Annotated in this window: 20 protein-coding genes; 5 read left to right on the top strand and 15 right to left on the bottom strand. The window is 73.4% G+C overall.

Annotated features, from left to right (window positions below; all coding sequences use genetic code 11):
- Positions 1-64: 64 nt before the first annotated feature.
- Entirely contained in the window at positions 65-1,510 is a 1,446-nt protein-coding gene (locus AAFN69_RS15670; RefSeq protein WP_347729104.1) for a PLP-dependent aminotransferase family protein, read from the bottom strand.
- On the opposite strand from AAFN69_RS15670, the gene AAFN69_RS15675 reads away from it, so the two are divergent.
- Both AAFN69_RS15675 and AAFN69_RS15680 read left to right on the top strand, forming a co-directional pair.
- The gene (locus tag AAFN69_RS15675; protein ID WP_347729105.1) at positions 1,509-2,441 is read left to right on the top strand and encodes a DMT family transporter; all 933 of its coding nucleotides are present in this window, start codon (positions 1,509-1,511) and stop codon (positions 2,439-2,441) included. The two genes, AAFN69_RS15670 and AAFN69_RS15675, sit on opposite strands and share 2 nt — an antisense overlap.
- A gap of 88 nt (positions 2,442-2,529) precedes the next feature.
- The gene (locus AAFN69_RS15680; protein WP_347729106.1) at positions 2,530-2,721 is read left to right on the top strand and encodes a DUF1918 domain-containing protein; all 192 of its coding nucleotides are present in this window, start codon (positions 2,530-2,532) and stop codon (positions 2,719-2,721) included.
- 23 nt (positions 2,722-2,744) lie between these two features.
- Here AAFN69_RS15680 and AAFN69_RS15685 read toward each other — a convergent pair whose 3' ends face one another.
- Entirely contained in the window at positions 2,745-4,022 is a 1,278-nt protein-coding gene (locus AAFN69_RS15685; RefSeq protein WP_347729107.1) for a family 10 glycosylhydrolase, read from the bottom strand.
- A gap of 150 nt (positions 4,023-4,172) precedes the next feature.
- On the opposite strand from AAFN69_RS15685, the gene AAFN69_RS15690 reads away from it, so the two are divergent.
- Positions 4,173-5,033 carry a 3-hydroxybutyryl-CoA dehydrogenase gene (locus AAFN69_RS15690; protein ID WP_347729279.1) on the top strand — a complete coding sequence of 287 codons (861 nt, stop codon included), beginning with the start codon at positions 4,173-4,175 and terminating at the stop codon, positions 5,031-5,033.
- 185 nt (positions 5,034-5,218) lie between these two features.
- On the opposite strand, the gene AAFN69_RS15695 is transcribed toward AAFN69_RS15690, so the two are convergent.
- From AAFN69_RS15695 to AAFN69_RS15715, 5 genes are all read right to left on the bottom strand, one after another.
- Positions 5,219-5,749, bottom strand: a complete 531-nt coding sequence (locus AAFN69_RS15695) for an NUDIX domain-containing protein (RefSeq protein ID WP_347729108.1) — start codon at positions 5,747-5,749, stop codon at positions 5,219-5,221.
- Between the two features lie 276 nt (positions 5,750-6,025).
- Entirely contained in the window at positions 6,026-7,360 is a 1,335-nt protein-coding gene (locus AAFN69_RS15700) for a transcriptional regulator (RefSeq protein ID WP_347729109.1), read from the bottom strand.
- 186 nt (positions 7,361-7,546) lie between these two features.
- Positions 7,547-8,722: a PP2C family protein-serine/threonine phosphatase gene (locus AAFN69_RS15705; protein WP_347729110.1), complete on the bottom strand. Its 1,176-nt coding sequence runs from the start codon at positions 8,720-8,722 to the stop codon at positions 7,547-7,549.
- Positions 8,723-9,309: 587 nt separating this feature from the next.
- On the bottom strand, positions 9,310-10,212 hold the full coding sequence (locus AAFN69_RS15710) for a serine hydrolase (RefSeq protein WP_347729111.1): 903 nt from the start codon (positions 10,210-10,212) through the stop codon (positions 9,310-9,312).
- Positions 10,209-11,099, bottom strand: a complete 891-nt coding sequence (locus tag AAFN69_RS15715) for a LysR family transcriptional regulator (RefSeq protein ID WP_347729112.1) — start codon at positions 11,097-11,099, stop codon at positions 10,209-10,211. Before AAFN69_RS15715 ends, AAFN69_RS15710 begins: the two co-directional genes overlap by 4 nt.
- Positions 11,100-11,265: 166 nt before the next feature.
- On the opposite strand from AAFN69_RS15715, the gene bla reads away from it, so the two are divergent.
- On the top strand, positions 11,266-12,189 hold the full coding sequence (gene bla, locus AAFN69_RS15720) for a class A beta-lactamase (RefSeq protein ID WP_347729113.1): 924 nt from the start codon (positions 11,266-11,268) through the stop codon (positions 12,187-12,189).
- Between the two features lie 80 nt (positions 12,190-12,269).
- Here the strand turns inward: bla and pheT are convergent, their stop codons facing one another.
- From pheT to infC, 7 genes are all read right to left on the bottom strand, one after another.
- The gene (gene pheT / locus AAFN69_RS15725) at positions 12,270-14,798 is read right to left on the bottom strand and encodes a phenylalanine--tRNA ligase subunit beta (RefSeq protein ID WP_347729114.1); all 2,529 of its coding nucleotides are present in this window, start codon (positions 14,796-14,798) and stop codon (positions 12,270-12,272) included.
- Positions 14,798-15,925, bottom strand: a complete 1,128-nt coding sequence (gene pheS, locus AAFN69_RS15730; protein ID WP_347729115.1) for a phenylalanine--tRNA ligase subunit alpha — start codon at positions 15,923-15,925, stop codon at positions 14,798-14,800. The genes pheT and pheS overlap by 1 nt, the downstream gene beginning before the upstream one ends.
- A gap of 288 nt (positions 15,926-16,213) precedes the next feature.
- Positions 16,214-17,275, bottom strand: coding sequence for an ATP-binding protein (locus tag AAFN69_RS15735; RefSeq protein ID WP_347729116.1), 1,062 nt, complete (start codon positions 17,273-17,275; stop codon positions 16,214-16,216).
- 230 nt (positions 17,276-17,505) lie between these two features.
- Positions 17,506-18,342, bottom strand: coding sequence for an RNA methyltransferase (locus AAFN69_RS15740; RefSeq protein ID WP_347729117.1), 837 nt, complete (start codon positions 18,340-18,342; stop codon positions 17,506-17,508).
- 507 nt (positions 18,343-18,849) lie between these two features.
- Positions 18,850-19,236, bottom strand: coding sequence for a 50S ribosomal protein L20 (gene rplT, locus AAFN69_RS15745; protein WP_125652405.1), 387 nt, complete (start codon positions 19,234-19,236; stop codon positions 18,850-18,852).
- A gap of 121 nt (positions 19,237-19,357) precedes the next feature.
- Entirely contained in the window at positions 19,358-19,552 is a 195-nt protein-coding gene (gene rpmI, locus AAFN69_RS15750; protein WP_153480691.1) for a 50S ribosomal protein L35, read from the bottom strand.
- A gap of 123 nt (positions 19,553-19,675) precedes the next feature.
- A complete protein-coding gene (gene infC / locus AAFN69_RS15755) occupies positions 19,676-20,335 on the bottom strand; it encodes a translation initiation factor IF-3 (protein WP_347729118.1) in 660 nt (219 codons plus the stop codon).
- 350 nt (positions 20,336-20,685) lie between these two features.
- On the opposite strand from infC, the gene AAFN69_RS15760 reads away from it, so the two are divergent.
- Positions 20,686-21,075: a DUF1844 domain-containing protein gene (locus AAFN69_RS15760; RefSeq protein ID WP_347729119.1), complete on the top strand. Its 390-nt coding sequence runs from the start codon at positions 20,686-20,688 to the stop codon at positions 21,073-21,075.
- Between the two features lie 61 nt (positions 21,076-21,136).
- Here AAFN69_RS15760 and AAFN69_RS15765 read toward each other — a convergent pair whose 3' ends face one another.
- Positions 21,137-21,877, bottom strand: a complete 741-nt coding sequence (locus AAFN69_RS15765; RefSeq protein WP_347729120.1) for an SseB family protein — start codon at positions 21,875-21,877, stop codon at positions 21,137-21,139.
- Positions 21,878-21,915 lie beyond the last annotated feature (38 nt).

Consider the following 21,915-nt stretch of genomic DNA (forward strand, 5'->3'; position numbering starts at 1 on the left):
GTCCGGATGGTTCGTTCGTCACGGTAGCGGCGGGCACTGACAGCGCCGGGCCGCCGAACACCCGTCAGCCGCCCAGGACTTCGGCGCAGGCGGCGCGCAGCCGCTCCACCCCCTCCGCGATCTCGGCGGCACCCGCCACCCCGGCGAAGCTCAGCCGGACATGGGCGGCGGGCGGCTCCGCGCAGAAGTAGGGACGGCCGGGGGCCACCGCGACCCCGGCCCGCAGGGCGGCGGAGAGCAGGGCGGACTCGTCCGTGCCGTCGGGGAGCCGGAGCCAGAGGTGGTGGCCGCCGGACGGGATGTGGGGCAGTGCGAGTCCGGGCAGCCGGAGCCGGAGCGCGGCGGCCATCGTGTCGCGCCGGGTGTGCAGCTCGGCGGCGACGGAGCGCAGATGGCGGTTCCAGGCGGGCGATCCCACCAGCTCCAGGGCGGCTTCCTGAAGCGGGCGGGGGACAAAGAAGTTGTCGACGACATGGATCGCGCGCAGCCGCTCCAGCACGGGTCCGCGCGCCGCCAGCATGCCCACCCGCAGGCTGGGCGAGGCGATCTTGGTGAGGGAGCCGACATGGACCACGACACCGTCCCGGTCGTCGGCGGCGAGCGGACCGGGCAGCGGCCCCGCGTCCGCGTGGACCAGCCGGCGGGCGAAGTCGTCCTCGATGACGAAGGCCCCGGCCTCGCGGGCGATGCGCAGCACTTCGGCGCGGCGGGCGGGCGCGAGCACCGCGCCGGTGGGGTTCTGGAAGAGCGGCTGGCAGACGAAGACCCGGGCGCCGGTGGCCCGGAAGGCGTCGGCGAGGAGCTCGGTGCGCACCCCCTGGGCGTCGGCCGGGACGGGCACGGGGCGCACCCCGGCGGCGCGGGCGATGGCCAGCATGCCGGGGTAGGTGGGTGACTCGACCAGTACCGGCGCCCCGGGCGGGGCGAGCGCCCGCACGGCGGTGGTCAGTGCCGACTGGCCGCCCGCCGTGACCAGCACATCGGCCGGGCCGAGGGTGCCGCCGAGCCCCCGGGCGAACCATTCGCGCAGCTCGGGCAGTCCTTCGGAGGGGGGTCTGCCCCAGGCGCCGGGGCGGCGTCCGGCGCGGGCCAGCGCGGCGGCGAGGGCGCGTTCGGGCTGGAGACCGGGGTGGAGGTAGCCGCCGTTGAATTCGATGACACCCGGGGGCGGCGCGGCCAGGGTGACGAGCACCCCGGAGGCGTCGACGGACCGGGGCACCGCGTCGCCGGCGGCCTCGGCGCTGAGGGCGACCTCCTGCCAGGAGGTGTCCCCCGGGGCGGCGGATGCCCCGGCCGGGCGGGGCCCGGCCCGGAAGGCGCCCGCGCCGGGCCGGGTGACCACCAGGCCCTCGGCGGCGAGCCGGGCCAGGGCCCGGGAGACGGTCACCGGGGAGACCCGGTACCGCTCGACCCAGGTACGACTCGACGGCAGCTTTCCACCAGGAGAGTAGTGCTCGATCTCATTTCGCAGGTTCATCGCCAACTCGGCGACACTGCTACGCTCATGCATGAGAGACAACGATAGCGCTACCGTGCTCGACCGGATAGCGGTCGGCGGTTCACCGGCCGGCCGTGACGCCTCCGCCGGGACCGCCGGGACGGTGCTCGCGGCGCTCGGGGTGATCGCCTTCTCGCTGACCTTCCCCTCCACGGTCTGGGCGCTGGAATCCTTCGGCCCCTGGTCGCTGGTGGCCGTGCGGAGCGCACTCGCCGCGGTGATCGCCGGCGGCTTTCTGCTGGCGCTCCGCGTCCCGCCGCCCGCCCGCCGGCACTGGGGCTCGCTGGTGGTCGTCGCCGGCGGTGTGGTGATCGGTTTCCCCCTGCTGACCACCCTCGCCCTGCGCACCTCCACCACCTCGCATGCGGCCGTGGTGGTGGGGCTGCTGCCGCTGACCACCGCGATCTTCGCGGCCGTGCGGACCCGCCGAAGCCCCTCCCCCGCCTTCTGGGCCGCCTCGGTCGCCGGCGCGGCCGTGGTGATCGCCTTCACCGTCTCCGAGTCCGGCGGCTCGTTCCAGCGGGGCGACCTCTATCTCTTCGGCGCGCTGCTGGTGTGCGCGGCCGGATACACCGAGGGCGGCGGGCTCGCCCGGCACATGCCGGGATGGCAGGTGATCGGCTGGGCGCTGATCCTCTGCCTCCCGCTCGCCGCGGCCGGGTCGGCGGTGGCCCTGAGCCTGGAGCCGGTCCGGCTGACCGGCCGGGGGGTGGCGGGGCTGGTGTGGGTGGCGGCCGTCTCCACCTTCTTCGGGCTGTACGTCTGGTACCGGGGCATGGCCGCGATCGGCGTCGTACGGGCGAGCCAGCTCCAGCTCGCCCAGCCGCTGCTCACCCTGGTCTGGTCGGTGGTGCTGCTGGGCGAGCGGCTCTCCCCCACCGCGCCCCTGGCCGCCGCGGGCGTGCTGATCTGCATCGCGGTCACCCAGCGGGTCCGCGGCTGACCGCGCGGGGCGGCCGGCCGGGGTGCGGGCCCGCCGCTCGTCCGTAGACTCGGAACCACGACCACCGTCTTCGAGGAGGCCGGTCCCGATGCAAGCGAATGTGGGCGACAAGCTGCTCGTGCGCGGCCGGACCGTGGGTCACGAGGACCGGATCGCCGAGGTGCTCGAAGTCCTCGGGGAGAACGGCGCTCCCCCGTACCGGGTCCGGTTCGAGGACGGGCACGAGACGCTGATGTCCCCCGGCCCGGACTGCGTCGTCCGGCCGCACGAACCCGCCTGACCCCGCGCCGTCCGCCCCTGCCGTCACCCGGCCGGGCGGCGGCCCGCCCCGGTCTGCCCGTAGTGATCGGCGACCACCCGGGCCATCGCCCCGTTGCGGTCCGTCCCGACCTCCTTGGCGGAGAAGAAGCAGTGGCCGCGCACCTGCTCGTACTCGCCCGCGAGGGTCAGATGGCGGGAGAGTTCGGCCGGATCCTGCCAGGCGGCGGGCTGGGCGGGATCGCCCGCCTTGTACAGCGCCTCGCCGATGACGAGCTCGACACCGGTGCCCCGTACCAGCTCGTTCCACCAGGGCAGCAGCTTGGCGTAGTCGGCGGCGGCGAAACCGATGTTCCAGTAGACCTGCGGGACGACATGGTCGATCCAGCCCTCCCGGACCCAGCGGCGGGTGTCGGCGTGCAGATCGTCGTAGGTCTGCACCCCGGCCCGGGTGTCGGAGCCGAGCGGATCGGTGGCCGCGTTCCGCCACACCGCGAAGGGGCTGATCCCGAACCGGACCCCGGACCGGGTCCGGGGGATCCGCTCGGACATCTCCCTGACCAGCAGATTGATGTTCTCCCGCCGCCAGGCGGCCTTGTCGGCGAAGCCGGCGCCGTACCGGGCGAAGGTGGCGTCGTCGCCGAAGACCTGCCCCGCGACGGGATAGGGGTAGAAGTAGTCGTCGAAGTGGACGGCGTCGACCGGGTAGCGGCGCACGGCGTCCAGCATCGCCTCCTGGACGAAGGCGCGGACCTCCGGGAGCCCCGGGTCGTAGTAGAGCTTCCCGCCGTACGGGAGGACCCAGCCGGGATTGCGCCGGGCCGGATGGTTCGCCGCCAGCCGGGCCGGGTCGGTGTGGACCGCCACCCGGTACGGGTTGAACCAGGCATGCAGCTCCAGCCCCCGGCGGTGCGCCTCGGTGACGGCCGTGCCCAGCGGGTCCCAGCCGGGATCGCCGCCCTGCGTACCGGTGAGATACGCGGACCAGGGCTCGTACGGCGACGGCCAGAAGGCGTCCGCGCTCGGCCGGACCTGGAAGACCACGGCGTTCAGCCCCCGGCCGGCGGCGGTGTCGAGCCGGGCGATCAGCTCCGCGCGCTGCTGCTCCGCGGTGAGACCGGCCCGGGACGGCCAGTCGCGGTTGGTGACGGTGGCCAGCCACATGCCCCGGAATGCGAGGTTCTCCGCACGCCGGTGCCGGAGCGGGCCGGGTGCTCTCTCCGGTACGGCCGCGGCGTCCCCGGCCATGGTCAGGCCGGCCAGCGCCGCCGCCGCCGTACCCATGAACCCTCTTCTGCCGATTCGCCCCACGGGTAACCTCATCTCTGTCGGCCTGTCCGCATACAGGATGCCCGGACCTGGCCATCGGGCACGCATACGTCCGGAGTAACGTCGGAGGGTCGAGGCGGGCAACGGAACCATACGGAGCCCCCGCCACACCGGAACAGCGAAAGGCACGAGGTGACGGACTCAATCGCCGACATTGCACGCGTCGGAGTGGTCGGCTGTGGCCAGATGGGCGCGGGGATCGCGGAGGTGTGCGCCTGCAGCGGTCTGGAGGTGAAGGTCGCCGAGACCACCGGCGAGGCACTGGAACTGGGCCGCACCCGGCTGCACAACTCCCTCTCGAAGGCCGCCGAACGCGGCAAGATCACCGAGGCGGAGCGGGACGCGACCCTGGCACGGCTGAGCTTCACCACCGATCTCGGGGAGTTCGCCGACCGCGATCTCGTCATTGAGGCCGTGGTGGAGAATGAGCAGGTCAAGACCGAGATCTTCCAGGTTCTCGACCAGGTGGTGACCCGCCGGGACGCCATTCTCGCCTCCAACACCTCCTCCATCCCGCTGGTGAAGCTGGCGGTCGCGACCTCCCGGCCCGACCAGGTGATCGGGATCCACTTCTTCAACCCGGCTCCGGTGCAGAAGCTGGTCGAGCTGATCCCGGCGCTGACCACCTCCGAGGAGACCATCAAGCGCTCCGAGGCCGTGGTGCGGCAGGTGCTCGGCAAGCATGCGATCCGCGCCCAGGACCGTTCGGGCTTTGTGGTCAATGCGCTGCTCATCCCGTATCTGCTCTCGGCGGTCCGGATGTTCGAGTCGGGCATCGCCGGCCGGGAGGACATCGACAGCGGTATGGAGCTGGGCTGCGCCCATCCGATGGGGCCGCTCAAGCTGGCGGATCTGATCGGCCTCGACACCGTCGCCTCGGTGGCGGACTCCATGTACGACGAATACAAGGAGCCGCTGTACGCCGCGCCCCCGCTGCTCCAGCGGATGGTGGACGCGGGCCGGCTCGGCCGCAAGTCGGGGTCGGGGTTCTACTCGTACTCCTGATCAGGAAAAACGCACCCCGCAAGCCCAACACGGGCAACCCGGCGGAACAGCGAAACGGGGGTGCTCCCGACCACCTTGGGAGCACCCCCGATCGGCCCAGGGAGTTGTCAGGGGGTTTTGGCGGGAGCCCGCTCTCCCTGTCACGCGTCCATCGCTGGTCCGCGCGCTCCGGACCCCCCGGCGGCTCAGCCGAGCCGCAGATGGTGGAGGAGCAGCAGCCCGGCCGCCATATTGGCGGCCGGGACCTCACCGCGGGCGATCATGTCGGGCACCAGCTTGAGCGGTACCCACTCCCGCCGCGAGGACTCGAAGTCGTCCTCGGGATGGCCGATCAGGGTGGCCTGCTCGGACCAGTAGAGATGGTGCCGCGCGTCGGTGAGGCCGTTCGACGGCTCGACGGTCATCAGGTGCTGGAGGGGGCCCGGACGCCAGCCGGTCTCCTCCTCCATCTCCCGGGCCGCCGCCGCCGCGATGTCCTCGCCGTCCTCGACGACCCCCGCCGCCAGCTCCCAGCCCCAGCTGTCGGTGATGAACCGGTGCCGCCAGAGCAGCAGCACCTCGTTGGCGTCGTTGACCGCCGTCGCGATGGCGACCGGACGCATCCGGATGAGGTAGTGATCCAGATGACGGCCGTCGGGAAGAACGACATCCGCCAGGTTGACCTGAAACCAGCGATTCTCATACACATTTTGTTCGTTGAGGTTCATCCACTGCACTTTTCTGCCACCTTTCGACCAGTAGGTGGCAACATGGCAGCAGGCAGCGGCACGCCGGGAAAGTGTGGCGGACCGGCACCGGAGAGGTGGTTGGCCGACTTCAGGACGGGTGGCGGCCGGGTGCCGCGCGGACCCGATCGCTCGCGAGACGAGCCGCGGCGAGCCCCCGGCCGCATCCACCGGGGGACGGCGACAGGTGTACGGGGCAGGGAACACCCGCCCCGCGCCTCCCGCCGGAAGTGCTGCCGGGCGCCTCGTCCGGCGCCCCGGATCCGGCTACAGAGGTACCCGCAGCGCCCCGTCGATCAGCTCCGCCGCTTCCTCGGCATTGGCCGAACCGCTGCCGAGCAGATGCTCCCGCACCGAACGCAGCCGGTCCCGCAGCCGCTGCGACTCCATCCCCCGGGCCTGCTCGGCCATCTCGGCGGCCGTGCGGGCCGCCCGGTCCGCCTCCCCCTGCCGCAGTTCTATCCGGCAGAGCATGGCGAGCCGGTGCACCCGTCCCCGGTCATGGGCGGGCGAGGCGACCGCCTCCTTGGCGTGCTCGGAGGCGGCGGCGAGATCGCCCATGCCGAGCAGCGCCTCGGCGGCCTGCACATTCACCAGCCCCGGCTGGACATATCCGGTCTCATCGGGCTCATAGCCCGGTTCGATGCGCTCCGCCTCCCGCTCCGCGCGCTGAATGCACCGCAGCGCGGCGGCCCCGTCGCCGAGATGGGCGTACGCCTTCGCCTGCATGGCGTGGAGGTCGGAGGCGAGCGCCGGGGTGATCTGGCCGCCGGCCGCCCGCAGGGCCGCCTCGGCGAAGGCGACCGCCTGCCGGTGCTCGGCCATGTGGAGCGACTGATTGACCAGCAGGGCGATGGCATAGGCGCCCAGCCCGCGGTCCCCGCTCGCCTTGGCCAGCCGCAGCGCCTGGTGGAAGTAGCGCTGGGCGAGTCCGTGCGCGTCGGAGTCGTAGGCGCAGATCCCGGCGACCGCGACCAGCCCGCCGGTCGCCCGGTGCAGCTGCCGGCCGAGGTCGTCGCTGTATCCGCCCCGGAGCAGGGGCGCGGCCTCGGTGTTGAGGAAGCCGACGATCCGGGCGCGGGTCGCGATCCCCCCGGCCTTGCGGTACATCAGCTCGTAGTGGGCGCGGGCCGATCGCAGCATGGTGACATCGGCCGGGGAGACCCTGGTCTGCCCGGAGCGCGACACATCCGCGTCCTCCGGCGGATTCTCCCACTCCCATACGGGCATGACGGCCGGGGTTCCGGTGACGGCGGGGGCCTCGATGATGTGCCGCCGCTGCTGTTCGTCGGAGCGCCAGAGCGCGGTGGCCCGCTCCACGAAACCGGAGAGCGGCGATCCGGGCAGCCCGCCGGCGTCGGCCCCGAGGCCGATGTCCCCGAGACAGAAGGCGCGGTGCAGCCGTTCGGCGAAGACCTCGCAGATCAGGTCGGGCACCTGGCCGCGCGGACGCTGGCCCTTCAGCCAGCGGGCGACCGCGGTGTGTTCGTACCGGAGCCGGAGCCCGCGGGCCGAGCCGGCCCGATTGACCCGGGCGGCGAAGCCCGCATGGGAGAAACCGGCCTCGTCGAGCAGGGCGTCGAGCAGGGTGTTGGGCTGCATGGGGCCCTCCGGGGACTCGGTGCGCTCAGGTTAGTGGAGAGTGCCTTCACACGGGGTGTGAATCGAATGTCCCGATCCATGACGCGCGCGCTCTGCCGCCGCGCGGGACACGCCTGTTGACTGAACTGCCTCTCACAGAGGCGGCCGGACCACCGGGCTCCCCCTCGTACAGTGCGGTGGTCGTCGTTAGCGTCGTCTGTCCTGCTGATCTGCCCGACACTCCGCGGCAGGGCGGACGGCGTCGGCCGTGGGGCCGCCGGCCGGATGTCCTCCGCCGCACCTGGCCGTATCCGACCCACCCGGCCGGCGCGGCGCGGAGGACTCCGGCCCGCCGCCCCGGCGGGTACGGCGCGGCGTACGTCCGCGCCGCGCCGGAACCCGCGTACGGTCGTCGTTCCGCAGCACCAGCAGGGCCGCGTCGTCGGTGAGCCGGCCGCCGGTGTGACGGAGCAGCTCGGTGTGGACGGCGCTGATCACGGCGGCGGGCGGGAGCCGGAGGGTGGCGGTGAGCACCGCGCCCACATCGAAGAAGCGGCCCGCGGCGTCCCGGGCGTCCAGCACGCCGTCCGTGTGGAGGAAGAGTCCCTGGCCGCGCGAGAGCCGGCCGCAGCGGTGCAGGGGGAGCACGGCGGGGAGCGGGAAGAGCCCCAGCGGGGGCAGCGGTTCGGCGCGGGCGAGCGGGCGCACGGCACGGCCGAGCCGGTGGGGCCAGGGGTGGCCGCAGTTGAGCGCGCGCATCCGGCCGCCGGGGTCGATCTCCAGCAGCAGTACGGTGACGAACTCCTCCCCCGGCTCCGGCTCCCCGGAACCCGGCGGCCGGAGTGGGCCGGGCCCGGCGGCGGACCGCTCGTCCCGGGCCCGTTCGTGCCGGTAGCGCTGTACGGCGCGGTCCAGCCGGCGCAGTACGCCGCCGAGGTCGGGTTCGTCGTGGGCGGCCTCCCGGAAGCTGCCGAGGACCGCGGCGGCGGCCCCGATCGCGGGCAGGCCGTGGCCGCGGGCGTCGCCGATGACGATCCGGACGCCGTACGGGGTGGCGGCGGCCTCGTACAGATCGCCGCCGACGAAGGCGCCCGGGGCGGCCGAGAGCCGGGCGGTGGCGAGGGTGAGGCCGTCGAGGGTGGGCGGCAGGGGCCGCAAGAGCGCACTCTGGGCCGCGTGCGCCACGGCGTGCACCCGGCGCAGTTCACGGATCAGGCGCCGTCGGACGCCGAGGACGATGCCGGTGCCGACGGTGAGCAGCACCACGCCGGCGATGATGCGCTCGCCCAGGCTCTCGGGGTGGTCGGGAGGCAGGGCGACCCGCCAGGCGAGGGCGGCGGCGCCGCCCGCGACGGACACCCCGACGGGCAGTATCCGGCGCACCCTTCGCCCCCGCGCCCCGCCGGGCCGGAAGGGTGCCCTCGCTCGCCCGGGACCCGGCCGCAGGGATGTCCTCGCCCGCCCCGGGTCCGGCCGGAGCTGCCTGCTCAGACGTGCCGCGACGGGCCGGAGGGAGGTGCGGCGGCGCTCGGCGGCCGGCCGGGCCGGTGCGGATCCGCCGCCGGTGCGGGGCTCCGGAATCCCGCCGGCCGCCGGCGCGCCCCGCTCCCGCTCGTGTGCCGCCGCGGCCCGCAGCGCCTCCCGGCCGGTGCGCGCTCTCCGCCGGTGGGCGGCGGACGGCTCACCGGAGACGGCGGCGGGCGGCTCGCCGGGGGATGGTGTCCCGCGCGGGGGCGGTGCGGGACGTGCAGCCCGGATGTGGATCATTCCGTGGTCCCCTCATTGGCTCATTGGCCCGGTGTGCGCCGCTCCCCTCGGCGCGACGATTCTTGCGAGCGCGGGGGCACAGTGGGGAACATCGTCCGCCCTTCTCACTCGAACGAGTGAGAAGAAAGGTCTCGGCACGGGGTAGGGGCGCATCTGTCGGCACGATGCGCCCCTGTCCCGCGCACCCGGTCGCCGGGTGCTTCTCAGAGCTGCCGGAGGTGGTCCCGCAGTGCCCGGGCGACCTGCGACATCAGGGCGTCGGCACCGGGCTGGGTACCGGCCGGGACCAGTGATTCGGTGAAGACGGCGATGCCGAAGACCTGGCCGTCGGCGTGCTCGACCACCCCGATCTCATGGCGCAGATTGAGGAGAGTGCCGGTCTTGGAGGACCAGACGGTGGCATCGGAGCTGAAGTCCGGGGCGAGCCGGTGCCGGAGCAGATTGGCGGCCATCAGCCCGCGCACCCGCTCCGCCACACCGGGGTCGATCGCGGAGGGCGTCCACAGCGCCTGGAGCAGATCGAGGTAGGAGCGCGGGGTGCCGGTGTTGGCACGGCTGATGTCGAGCTGCGGCACCCGGTGGCCGTGTCCGGCGGTGCCGGCGCCGATCGCCAGGGCGTGCGCGAGATGGGCCCGGCCGGCGTCGAAGCGTTCCGCCGGGGTGTCGGCCAGCTCACCGATGCCGTGCCGGACGGTGATGCCGCGGAGGCCGAACTCCCGGAGGAGGGCGGCGACCCGGGCGGGCGGGGTGAGGCCGAACAGCGCGTCGGCGGCGGTTCCGTCGCTGACACCGGTGCTCAGATAGAGCAGGTCGTCGACGGCGATCCGGGCGGGATGGCGGAAGCGGCTCAGCCCGGTGGGGCCGGGCGTGGTGATCCGGCCGGGCGCCACCTCCAGCACGGCCGCCCCGTCGATCTCGCCGCGCCGGACGCGCTCCGCGGTCGCCAGCGCGAGCGGGACCTTGACCAGGGAGGCGACGGGCAGTTCGGTGTCCGGGTCGATCCCCACCTCCTCCCCCGTGTGCAGATCGCGGACGAGAAGACAGCCGCGCAGACCGCCGTCGCGGAGCCGGCCGCGCATCTCGCGCAGCAGGGACTCGGTGTTCACACCGCCGCCTCTCCCCCGGTGCCGGCGCCGAGGCAGCGGGCCATGGAGTCGCCCAGGCGGGCGGTGACGCTCCGGGGGTCGCCGTCGGCGGCCACGGTGAGGGTGAAGCCGCGGCTGAGGGTGATCTCGCCGATCGGGCGCCAGTGCAGACCGAGTTCGGCGGCCTGCGCGGGAGAGCACAGCAGCAGATCACCGCCGCTCAGGACGTCCGCCGCGGCGGTCAGCGGATCGGACGCGGCGGCGAGCTGTACGGGGCGCAGACCCACCGCGTCGCGCAGCCGGGTCAGCGGATCCCGGATGTGCGGCACATCGTCCTCGGGCTGGATCAGGACGCGCCGGGCCGGGCCGGCGGAGGCCCGCCCCATCCGCAGGGTTTCGAGGTGGACGCGGTTCATGCCGGGATCGCGGGCGCCGGCCAGGCCGAGCGGTACGCGCCACTCCGCCTCGTCGGGCGGTACCGCGAGCAGGGCCGCGCGCACCCGCCGCGCCCGGATGAGCTCCAGCCGCCGCACCGGCCCCGCGAGCCGGGGTTCGAGCATGATTCCGTGTCCCCGCGCGTCGGCGACGAGGCGGGCGAGGCCGGCGGTGGCGCAGATGGCGGGCACGGCAAGCCGCCACGGTTTGCGCTTGGCGGCCGACGCCTCCGCCGCCAGCGCGTCGGCCGCCCGCACCAGCTCCGCGGCGGCGGGCAGCAGGTCCCGGCCGAAGGGGGTGAGGACGGCCCGCCGCGAGGTGCGCTCGAAGAGCCGCTCGCCGAAACGCTCCTCCAGGGCGGCGACGCGACGGCTCGCCACCGACTGGGACATCCGGGCGGCCTCCGCCCCGGCGGTGAAACCGCCGTACTCGCCGACACTGACGAACGCCCGGCACGCCCCCACAAGATCCACGCCCGCAACCCTATGCCGAATCGGCATGGAACACCGCGTTACCGCATTGGACCGCATGACCGCCCGGCGGCGATGGTGGTCGGGCACTCATGATCACGCACCGGGACGGAGCCCTGCGCTCCCCTCCCGTGTGCCCTGCCCGCAGGGTGTTCCGGAGGTTTGGACCATGCCGTACAGCCGTGCCCGGCGCGCTCTTCTCGGCGCGCTCGCCACACTCGTCCTCGTACCGCTCACGACCTGCGGGGAGGGGAGCTCACCGGCGTCGCCGGGCCCGTCGACCGCGCCGCGGAGTCCGGCGGCGGCGGGGCCGTTCACCCGCGCGTTCAAGGATCTTGAACGGGAGTACGGCGCCCGGCTGGGGGTGCATGCCGTCGACACCGGCACCGGGCGCGAGGTGTCCCACCGGGCCGGCGAGCGATTCGCGCATGCCTCCGCCTTCAAGGCGCTGGCCGCCGGAGCCGTTCTGCGGAAGTACGGGCTGGGCGGGATCGACCGGGTGACGCCGTACTCCGCCGGCGATCTGATCGCCCACTCCCCCGTGACGGAGAAGCATGCCGGCACGGGGATGAGTCTGCGGGCCCTGGGCGAGGCGGCGGTCCGCTTCAGCGACAACACGGCGGCCAATCTGCTGCTCGACGCGGTGGGCGGGCCCCGGGGGCTGGACGCCGCGCTCGCCGGGATCGGCGACGACGTCACGCGGCTGGAGCGCCGCGAGCCGGAGCTGAACCAGTGGGAGCCGGGCTCCGCGCGGGACACCAGCACGCCCCGGGCGCTCGCCGGGAGTCTGCGCGCCTATGTGCTCGGGGACGTCCTCGGCGCCGGTGAGCGCGCGCTGCTCACCGAGTGGCTGCGGACCAACACCACCGGGGCCGGGCTCATCAGGGCCGGGGTGCCCCGGGACTGGGTGGTGGGCGACAGGACCGGTACCGGCAGCGGCTGGGGAGTCCGCAACGCCATCGCGGTGGTGTGGCGGCCCGGCGCCGCGCCCGTCGTCGTGGCGGTCATGTCGAACCGGCGGCACCGGGACGCCGGGCACGACGACCGGCTGATCGCGGAGGCGACGAGGGTGGTCACCGGCGCGCTCTCCTGACCTGTCCGGGTACGCACGGAAAGGGCCGCACCTCCGGTGGACGGAGGTGCGGCCCTGGTCCGCTCGGGGATCCGGTGCCGTCAGGCGCCGCGGAGCACCGCGCCGGTGGACTCTGCGGCGCGGGCGACGGCGGCGTCGCGGGCGGCCGTCGCCTCCTCCACCGTCAGCGTCCGGTCGGCGGCGCGGAAGCGGAGCGCGTACGCCAGCGACTTCTTGCCGGCCCCGATCTGCTCGCCGGTGAAGACGTCGAAGAGCCGGATGGACTCCAGCAGTTCGCCCGCGCCCAGGGTGAGCAGGTGCTCCACCGCGGCGGCCGGGATCTCCTCGTCCACGACGAGCGCCACGTCCTGGGTGGCGACCGGGAAGGCGGAGATGCGGGGGGCCACCAGGGTGTCCCCGCCCGCCCGCTCGACCAGGTCCAGACCGAGCTCCATCGCACAGGTGCGCTCGGGCAGACCGAGCGCCTTGACGACACGCGGGTGCAGTTCGCCCGCGTATCCCGCGAGGGTCTTCACACCGTCCACGACGACATGGAGCGCCGCACAGCGGCCGGGGTGCCAGGGGCCGTACTGCGCCTGTTCGACGACGAGCTCGGTGCCGGTCTCCCGGGCGATGACGCGGGCGGCCTCGATGGCGTCCGCCCAGTCGGCCGGGCGGCCCTCGCCCCACCAGCCGGACTGCTCGCGGGCGCCGGCGAGGACCACGGCCGCGTGGCGCGGCTGCACGGGCAGCGCGGCGTCGAGCGCGGCGATCTCCTCGTCGGTGGGCCTGCGGTCCACGGGCAGCCGGAGCGCGACAGCGGCCCCGGCGGCCGGGTGGAAGACCAGCCCGGTCTCGAAGAGGGCGAGGTCGTGCGCACCGCGCCCGGCATTGCGGCGCAGGGCTCCGAGGAGTCCGGGCAGCAGGGTGGAGCGGAGCGCGGGCTCCTCGTCGGAGAGCGGGTTGACCAGCTTGACGAGCCGCCGCAGCGGGTCGTCGGCGGCCAGGCCGAGCTGGTCGAGCGCCTGCTTGCCGATGAAGGGGTAGTTCGGCGCCTCGACATAGCCGGCGCCGGCCAGCGCGCGGCCGACCCGGCGGTGCAGCCGCTGGCGGAGGGTGAGTCCGCGGCCGGCCGGCGGCCGGGGCAGCGTGGAGGGGAGGTTCTCGTACCCCTCCAGCCGGATGACCTCCTCGGCGAGATCGTTGATCTCGGTGAGGTCGGGGCGCCACGAGGGGACGGTGACCACGAGCTCGTCCTGGCCGTAGACATCGCAGCCGACCTGCTGGAGGCGGCGTACGACGGTCTCCCGGCCGTATTCGACACCGGCGACCCGGTCGGGGTGGTCGGCGCTCATGGAGATGGTGCGCGGCGCGGAGGGCGAGATGACCTGGGTGACCCCGGCCTCGGCGGTGCCGCCCGCGAGGAGGACCAGCAGATCGACGGTGCGCTGCGCGGCGGCGGCGGCTGCCTGCGGGTCCACCCCGCGCTCGAAGCGCTTGGAGCCCTCGGAGATCAGCTTGTGACGGCGCGAGGTGCGGGCGACGGTGACCGGGTCGAAGTGCGCGGACTCGATGACGACCTCGGTGGTGCCCCGGATCCGTCCGGTCTCCGGGTCGGGCACGGCGTCGGCGATCTCGGTGTGGGCGCCGCCCATCACACCCGCGAGGGCGATCGGGCCGCGGTCGTCGGTGATGACGAGATCCGAGGCGTCCAGGACCCGGCTCACCCCGTCGAGGGTGGTGAGCTTCTCGCCGTCCTCGGCCCGGCGGACACCGATGGGTCCGTGGACGAGGGTGCGGTCGTAGGCGTGCAGGGGCTGGCCGAGCTCCAGCATCACGTAATTGGTGATGTCCACGGCGAGCGAGACCGTGCGCATGCCCGCCTTCTGGAGGCGGCGCCGGAGCCAGATCGGGGAGCGGGCCTCCGGGTCGAGTCCGGTGACGGTGCGCGCGGTGAAGCGGTCGCAGCCGACGGGGTCGGAGACCTGGACCGGGTAGCCGTGGGCGTTGGGGCCCGGCACATCGAGGAGGGCCGGGTCGCGCAGCGGCAGCCCGTACGCGGTGGCGGCCTCGCGGGCGACTCCGCGCAGGGAGAGGGCGTAGCCGCGGTCGGGCGTGACGGCGATGTCCAGGACCTCGTCGTACAGCTCCAGCAGGACGGTGGCGTCGATGCCGGTCTCGATCTCCGGCGGCAGGACGATGATGCCCCGGGTGCCGTCGTCGCCCATGCCGAGCTCGTCGGACGAGCAGATCATGCCGCGCGACATCCGGCCGTACGTCTTGCGCTCGGCGATCCGGAAGTCGCCGGGCAGCACCGCGCCGGGGAGTGCGACGACGACCTTGTCGCCCACCGCGAAGTTCCGGGCGCCGCAGATGATCTCCTGCGGCTCACCGGTGCCATTGGCGTCCGCCACATCCACCAGACAGTGGCGGATGGGCTTCTTGAACTCGGTCAGTTCCTCGATGGCGGCGACGCGGCCGACGACGAGGGGGCCGGTGAGCCCGGCGCCGAGCCGCTCGACGGCCTCGACCTCCAGGCCGGCCGCGATGAGCTTGGTCTGTACGTCACGGCCGGTCGCCGTCGCCGGCAGGTCGACGTACTCCCGCAGCCATGAAAGCGGGACCCGCATCAGATCTCCATCCCGAACGGCCGGGTGAAACGGATGTCACCCTCGACCATGTCTCGCATGTCCTCGACGTTGTGGCGGAACATCAGCATCCGCTCGATGCCGAACCCGAAGGCGAATCCGCTGTACTTCTCCGGGTCGACGCCGCAGGCGACGAGCACCTTGGGGTTGACCATGCCGCAGCCGCCCAGCTCGATCCAGCCCTCGCTGGAGCAGGTGCGGCAGGGGCGGTCGGGGTTGCCGACGGACTCGCCGCGGCAGACGTAACAGACCATGTCCATCTCGGCGGACGGCTCGGTGAAGGGGAAGAAGTTCGGCCGGAGCCGGGTCTTCATGCCCTCGCCGCCGAAGAGCGCCCGGACCATGTGGTCGAGGGTGCCCTTGAGGTCGGCCATGGTGAGCCCCTCGTCCACGGCGAGCAGCTCGACCTGGTGGAAGACGGGGGTGTGGGTGGCGTCCAGCTCGTCGGTGCGGTAGACGCGGCCGGGGCAGATGACATACACCGGGGGCTCGCGGTCCAGCAGCGACCGGATCTGCACGGGGGAGGTGTGGGTCCGCAGCACCAGCCCGGAGCCCTCGCGGGAGCCCTCGGGGCCCTCGACGAAGAAGGTGTCGGCCTCGCCCCGGGCGGGGTGGTCGGGGCCGATGTTCAGCGCGTCGAAGTTGAACCACTCGGCCTCGACCTGCGGGCCCTCGGCGACCTCGTAGCCCATGGCCACGAAGATGTCCTCGATGCGCTCCGAGAGGGTGGTCAGCGGGTGGCGGGCACCGGCCGGTACGCGGTCGTGGGGCAGCGTGACATCGACCGCCTCCTCGACCAGCACCCGGGCGTCGCGCTCGGCCTCCAGCTCGGCCTGGCGGGCGGCCAGGGCCTTGCTGACGGCACCGCGGGCCTGGCCCACGCGCTTGCCCGCCTCGGCCTTCGCCTGCGGGGGCAGGGCGCCGATCTCGCGGTTGGCGAGCGCCAGCGGCGAGGTGCCGCCGGTGTGCGCGACCTTCGCGTGGGCGAGCGCTTCGAGATCACCTGCGGCGGCGAAGGCGGCGAGCGCCTCGTCCCGCATGCGCTCGATCTCTTCCGGTTTCAGGGCCTCGACCTCGACCGGGTCGTACGACTTGTTGGGTGCGGACATCTCTTCCCGTGCTTCCGATTGGCTGATGCTGCGGTGATTGCTGCCTTTACCGGGGAACATCCCCGGACCTGTGCGGCCCGGCGGACGTGCGGGGGCGCGAAGGTGCCAAAGGCCGAGTCTAAGGGGCGGGCGCGGACAACCGGCTCCCGGCTCCGGGCGGGCCCGGGGGCTCCGGACGGGCCGGAGCGCCGGAACCGTACCGGACGGGTCCGGCCGCACCGGCGGTGCGGCCGGTGCGCGGACCCCGCCGGGCGGCGCGGAACGCCGGGGATGCCCGTGGGCGGCGGCTCAGGTCAGATAGGCCGGAGTGCCCACGGGCAGAATAAATCGGAACTCGGCGCCGCCGCCGGGCCCGCGGCCGACGGTGATCGCGCCGCCGTGCGCCTCGACGATGCCCTTGACGATGTAGAGGCCGAGGCCGGTGCCGCCGCGCTTGCTCCCCCGCCAGAAGCGGGTGAAGACACGGCCCATCGACTCCTCGGGGATGCCGGGGCCTTCGTCGCTCACGGTGACCGCCGTGCCTTCCTCTTCGCCCTGCTCGCTTCTCGCCGGAACCGGCGCCACCTCGATGGTGACGGTTCCCGCGCCGTGGCGCACCGCGTTTTCCAGCAGATTGCCGAGCACCTGGTCGATTTTGTCGGGATCCGCCCAGAGCCCGGGGAGGTCGCGGCGGATCCGGACGAAGAACCGGTCGGCGCTCTGGCCATTGGCTATGTGCGCCTGGACATGGCGGCCGACGGCGGCGGCCATGTCGACCGGCTGACGGCGCACTTCCAGGCGCCCGGAGTCGATCCGGGAGATGTCGAGGAGCTCGGCGATCAGCCGGGTCACCCGGTTGGCGTCGGCGTTCACCGTCTCCAGCATCAGCCGCTTCTGGTCGTCGGTGAACCGCTCCCACTTGGCGAGCAGGGTGGCGGTGAAGCCCTTGACCGAGGTCAGCGGGGAGCGCAGCTCATGGGCGACGGTGGCGATCAGCTCGGCATTGCTGCGCTCGCTGCGGCGCCGGGCCTCGGTGCCGCGCAGGCTGACGACGAGTCGGCTGACCGGCCCGGTGGGGTGTTCGCGGACATAGCGCGCGGAGACCAGCACCTCGCGCCCGCCGGGCAGCAGCAGATTGCGCTCGGGCTGGGCGACCCGGGTGGCGAGACCGCCGTACGGATCGGTCAGCGTCCACCAGCGGCGGCCCTTGAGGTCCTCCAGCGGGAGCGCGCGCTCCAGCGGCAGTCCGATGGCGTCGTCCCGGGCCATGGCGGTGATCTTGACCGCGGCGGCGTTGAAGACGACGATCCGGCCGGCGGCGTCGGCGACGACGAGGCCGTCGGGAAGATCGTCGGGGTCGATGCCGAACATGCCGGGGCCCTCCGCTGAACACGTGCCGGGGCCCGGAGTCGGGCACAGCAGAGCGCCGTGTGTCTCCGCGGGCCTGCTCGTCCCGACCGTCATCCCCGAATTCCCCACCTCTCCGCCGGTGCAGTGGGCCCCCGAGCCCGTCACCCTACTAGCTGAATGTGACAGTGCGGAGCCCCTGAGCGAGTGCTCCCCCTCGGTGAGCCCTCCGCGTCACAGCGAGCCCGCGCCCGTCAGCGCACGTCGGCGGCGCGCTGGGCGCGTGCCGACGCGTACAGGCAGACCGCCGCCGCCGTCGCCAGGTTCAGGCTCTCGGCCTTTCCGTGGATCGGCACCCGGACGACCGCGTCCGCGAGCGCCCGGGTCTCCTCGGGGAGTCCCCATGCCTCATTGCCGAAGATCCAGGCGGTGGGCCCGCCCATGGTGCCCGCGTCGAGTTCGTCGTCGAGGTCGTGTCCGCCGGCGCCGTCGGCGGCCAGCACCCGTACTCCGGCGTCCTTGAGTCCCCGGACGGCCTCTTCCACGGGCACCCCGACGGCGACCGGCAGATGGAAGTGCGAGCCGACCGAGGCGCGGACCGATTTGGGGTTGTAGAGGTCGACGGAGGCGTCGGTGAGGACGACGGCGTCGGCTCCGGCGGCGTCCGCGCAGCGCAGCACGGTGCCGGCGTTCCCGGGGTCGCGGACATGCGCGAGGACGGCGACCAGCCGGGGGCGGGCGCGCACGACGGTCTCGAAGGGGGTGTCCAGGAAGCGGCAGACGCCGACCAGGCCCTGGGGGGTGACGGTGGTGGAGATGTCGGCGATCACCGACTCGTCGGCGAGATGGACCCGGGCTCCGGCGGTCTCCGCGGCGGCGACGATCTCCGCGTACCGCTCGGCGGCCTCCGGGGTGGCGAAGAGCTCGACCAGGGTGGGGCCGTCCGCCGCGCGGTGCGCGGCGGCCTCGCGGACCGCCTGGGGTCCCTCGGCGAGAAACAGCCGGTCCTTGCCGCGGAAGTTCCGCCGCGCCAGCCGCCGGGCGGCGGCGACACGGGTCGAGCGCGGGGAGATCAACTCGGGGACGGCCATCGACTCGCTTTCGGGTGCGCGCGGGAGGCGCGGGGGTGCGGACGGGTACGCGGGCGGGGGGCGGTCGGCGCCCCACCGGCCCGGGGGTCGCTCCGGCGGCCCGGCCGCGCGGTCCCGGCGGCCGGCCGGGCCGCGCGGGTGAGCCGCGCGACGGCGGTACGGCGACGGCGGCCCGGGATCGCGTGACGCGATCGCGGCAGGGGGCATCCGGCCCGGCGGAGAGACGCGGAGTGCGTCCGGCCCGGCGGAGACGGCTGCGACGCGGTGATCCGGCCGGGCGCGTACCCGCGGCGCACAGCCACGGGGGGGGCGGACCGGCCGGCACCCGGGTGGTACGGCCGTCTCCCTCCCCCTGCCGCACAGCGGGGCGGGCGAGGGGGCGGGAGACGGACGCGCACACGGGTCACCGGCGGCGGGAGCACCCCGCCCGGCCGGTGGCGGAAGCACTCGGACCCGCGGGCCACATCAGGTCCGCGGGTCCGGAGGCATCAGACCTCAAGCCGAAGCTCAGGCAGCGGCCTTCGGCGCGTTCACGTCGGCCGGGAGGGCCTTCTGCGCGACCTCGACCAGCGCGGCGAACGCGTTGGCGTCGTTCACGGCCAGCTCGGCGAGGATCTTGCGGTCCACCTCGATGTTGGCGGCCTTCAGACCCTGGATGAGGCGGTTGTACGTCATGCCGTTCTGACGAGCGGCGGCGTTGATCCGCTGGATCCACAGCTGGCGGAAGTCACCCTTCCGCTTCTTGCGGTCGTTGTAGTTGTAAACCAGGGAGTGGGTGACCTGCTCCTTGGCCTTGCGGTACAGGCGCGAACGCTGACCGCGGTAACCGCTGGCCGCCTCGAGGATTGCCCGGCGCTTCTTGTGGGCGTTGACTGCCCGCTTGACGCGTGCCACTTGTTAACTCCTTGTAGCGGGGTCGTGGTTGAGCTTCCACAACCCGAATTCGAATAGGTCCCGGTCCTGGCGTTCGGCCCCCGGCCGCTGCTCCGTCACCGGAGCGGGCGGGGAGGGAACGTCACTTGCCGAGAAGCTTCTTGATCTTCTTGGCGTCGCCGGGAGCCATCTCCGCGTTGCCGGAGAGGCGACGCGTCAGCGTGGACGGCTTGTGCTCAAGCAGGTGGCGCTTGCCGGCGCGCTCACGGAGCACCTTGCCGGAGCCGGTGATCTTGAAGCGCTTCTTGGAACCGCTGTGCGTCTTGTTCTTCGGCATCGCGCCGTTATCTCCTCGTCAGTGGCGCTCCCCCGGCACACGGGGCGCCGGCTGGCGGGAGCGTCAGATCTTGGTTGTGTATCCGGTCGGGACCGGGGGCGCCGGTGCCGGCGGCCCCTCGGGTCACCCCTCGGAGGGCGTCTCGACCGGCGCGTCGGCAGGCTCTTCCTCAGCCTGGACCTTCGCACCGGTGCGATCGGCCTTGCGTGCGGCCTGAGCCTCACGCGCCTCGGCCATGGCCTCGGTCTTCTTCTTGTGCGGGCCAAGAACCATGATCATGTTCCGGCCGTCCTGCTTCGGGTTCGACTCGATGAACCCGAGGTCCTCGACATCGGAAGCGAGACGCTGGAGCAGGCGGAAGCCAAGCTCGGGGCGGGACTGCTCACGACCACGGAACATGATCGTGATCTTGACCTTGTCACCCTGCTTGAGGAACCGGACGACATGACCCTTCTTGGTGTCATAGTCGTGCGGATCGATCTTCGGCCGGAGCTTCATCTCCTTGATGACCGTGTGCGCCTGGTTCTTGCGCGCCTCACGGGCCTTCATGGCCGACTCGTACTTGAACTTCCCGTAGTCCATGAGCTTGCACACGGGCGGCCGGGCGTTCGCCGCGACCTCGACCAGGTCGAGGTCATACTCCTGAGCGAGCTCAAGTGCCTTGGCGAGCGGGACGATGCCGACCTGCTCACCGCTGGGACCGACAAGCCGCACTTCCGGAACGCGAATCCGGTCGTTGATGCGGGGCTCGGCGCTGATGGATCCTCCTCGGTAGCACCACACGGCCGACTGGCAGCCAACCGCGTAACGTCTATGTGTGACCAACCGAGCCGGAACACAGAAAAGCCCCGGGACGGGACACAGGCGGGAGCTCCATCAATACCGGAGCACCGCCGTGTCGGTCACGGGGCGCACATCGGGCGATTTCCATCGTCCGTACGGAACGATGGGCATCGCCTGACCGGTGACCCGCCGTCCCGGAGGACGGTCAGGTGGGAGAGCGGAGCCTCCACTTGTGGGCTGGGCACAGATGTGTCCAGCCGGTCGTAACAGAAGGTTAGCATCGGCGGGCCGGGTTTGCTAATCAGGTGGCGCATGCGGGGCCGTCCGGGTCCCGGCATATCGTGTCCGTCATGAGCAACGCGACCCCGACCCCCGATTCCACCGAGCCCCCCGCGGGCCCGGAAGCACCCGACTTCGACGCCATGGCCCGCGACATCGCGGAGGTTCCGGCCGTCGAGGTGATCGTCACGGTCGCGGTGAATCTGATGAGCGCCGCCGCCGTCAAGCTCGGGCTGACGGAGGAGGGCGAGGAGCACAAGGATCTGGACGAGGCCCGGAAGCTGGTCCACGCGCTGGCCGGGCTGCTGGACGCGTCCACCACGGAGGTCAGCTCCTTCCACGCGGCGCCGCTGCGGGACGGGCTGAAATCCCTCCAGCTCGCCTTCCGCGAGGCGTCGCTCGTGCCGGACGAGCCGGGGCAGGGGCCGGGCGAGAAGTACACGGGTCCGGTCTACGGCTGATCCCGCGCCGCTCCCCCGTTTCCCCCCGTCACACCCGCCACACGCGCGGTCACTCCCGCCGTCACTCCCGTACGAAAAGGGGCTCGCCCGGAGCGGTCGCCCCGGCCGGCAGCAGTGCCAGGTCGAGGCCCCGCACCAGGCGGGCCCTCAGCACGTCATGGGCCGCCAGCGCCTCGGCGATCCGGCGGGCGGCCTCGGCGGGCACCGCGCCGGGGGCCGGCACCAGGGCGAGCGTGCCGTCGGCGCTGCCCGGCCCCAGATGGGCGCGGACCACGGCGGGCTCGGCGGCGACCACCTCGCGCACCGCGGCGGTGACGGCGGGGTCGTCCAGCGGATCGGTGCTGGTGCGCCCCTCGGCGAGGGCCCGCAGCGCGGCCCCGGTCAGCTGGTAGGGCACCGGTCCCGCCAGGTCGAGCACCAGGGTGTCGGCCCTCTCGTGGGCGACGGCCCGGAGCGCCTGGTGCAGCGGTACGGCGACGGGGCGCGCCCGCGGGTCCCAGCGCGCGAGCGTGTCGAGCGAGGTGAAGGCGGGCAGTGCGCGCCGGTCGCCCGCGGTGAGCGTCGGCACGGCCATGTCGCTGGTCTTCTCCCGGCGCAGTCCGTTCTCGTCCACCTCCACCTCGCCGAGGACGGCGACAACCGGGACGAGCAGCCGGGCCTCCCGGAGCGCCTCCAGCACGGGCCGCTCGGCGCGCCGGTCCGCACGGTCGCGGGACCACGCCGCGAGGGCGGCGGTCAGCCGGGGGTCGGCCGTGCCGTCGTCGTCGGAGAAACCGGGGTCGGGGATGTTCTTCAGCTCCACGCGCCGAGCCTAGTTCGTCGTCGGGGGCAGGACCGCGC

Source organism: Streptomyces sp. CAU 1734 (genome assembly GCF_039888735.1).
Lineage (GTDB): Bacteria > Actinomycetota > Actinomycetes > Streptomycetales > Streptomycetaceae > Streptomyces.

Bases quoted from the DNA above. Each gene is read 5' to 3' on its own strand.
- AAFN69_RS15675 (WP_347729105.1), top strand. From the start codon at position 1,509: ATGAGAGACAACGATAGCGCTACCGTGCTCGACCGGATAGCGGTCGGC.
- AAFN69_RS15670 (WP_347729104.1), bottom strand. From the start codon at position 1,510: ATGCATGAGCGTAGCAGTGTCGCCGAGTTGGCGATGAACCTGCGAAAT.
- AAFN69_RS15680 (WP_347729106.1), top strand. From the start codon at position 2,530: ATGCAAGCGAATGTGGGCGACAAGCTGCTCGTGCGCGGCCGGACCGTG.
- AAFN69_RS15685 (WP_347729107.1), bottom strand. From the start codon at position 4,022: ATGAGGTTACCCGTGGGGCGAATCGGCAGAAGAGGGTTCATGGGTACG.
- AAFN69_RS15700 (WP_347729109.1), bottom strand. From the start codon at position 7,360: ATGCAGCCCAACACCCTGCTCGACGCCCTGCTCGACGAGGCCGGTTTC.
- bla (WP_347729113.1), top strand. From the start codon at position 11,266: ATGCCGTACAGCCGTGCCCGGCGCGCTCTTCTCGGCGCGCTCGCCACA.
- pheT (WP_347729114.1), bottom strand. From the start codon at position 14,798: ATGCGGGTCCCGCTTTCATGGCTGCGGGAGTACGTCGACCTGCCGGCG.
- pheS (WP_347729115.1), bottom strand. From the start codon at position 15,925: ATGTCCGCACCCAACAAGTCGTACGACCCGGTCGAGGTCGAGGCCCTG.
- AAFN69_RS15735 (WP_347729116.1), bottom strand. From the start codon at position 17,275: ATGTTCGGCATCGACCCCGACGATCTTCCCGACGGCCTCGTCGTCGCC.
- AAFN69_RS15740 (WP_347729117.1), bottom strand. From the start codon at position 18,342: ATGGCCGTCCCCGAGTTGATCTCCCCGCGCTCGACCCGTGTCGCCGCC.
- rpmI (WP_153480691.1), bottom strand. From the start codon at position 19,552: ATGCCGAAGAACAAGACGCACAGCGGTTCCAAGAAGCGCTTCAAGATC.
- AAFN69_RS15760 (WP_347729119.1), top strand. From the start codon at position 20,686: ATGAGCAACGCGACCCCGACCCCCGATTCCACCGAGCCCCCCGCGGGC.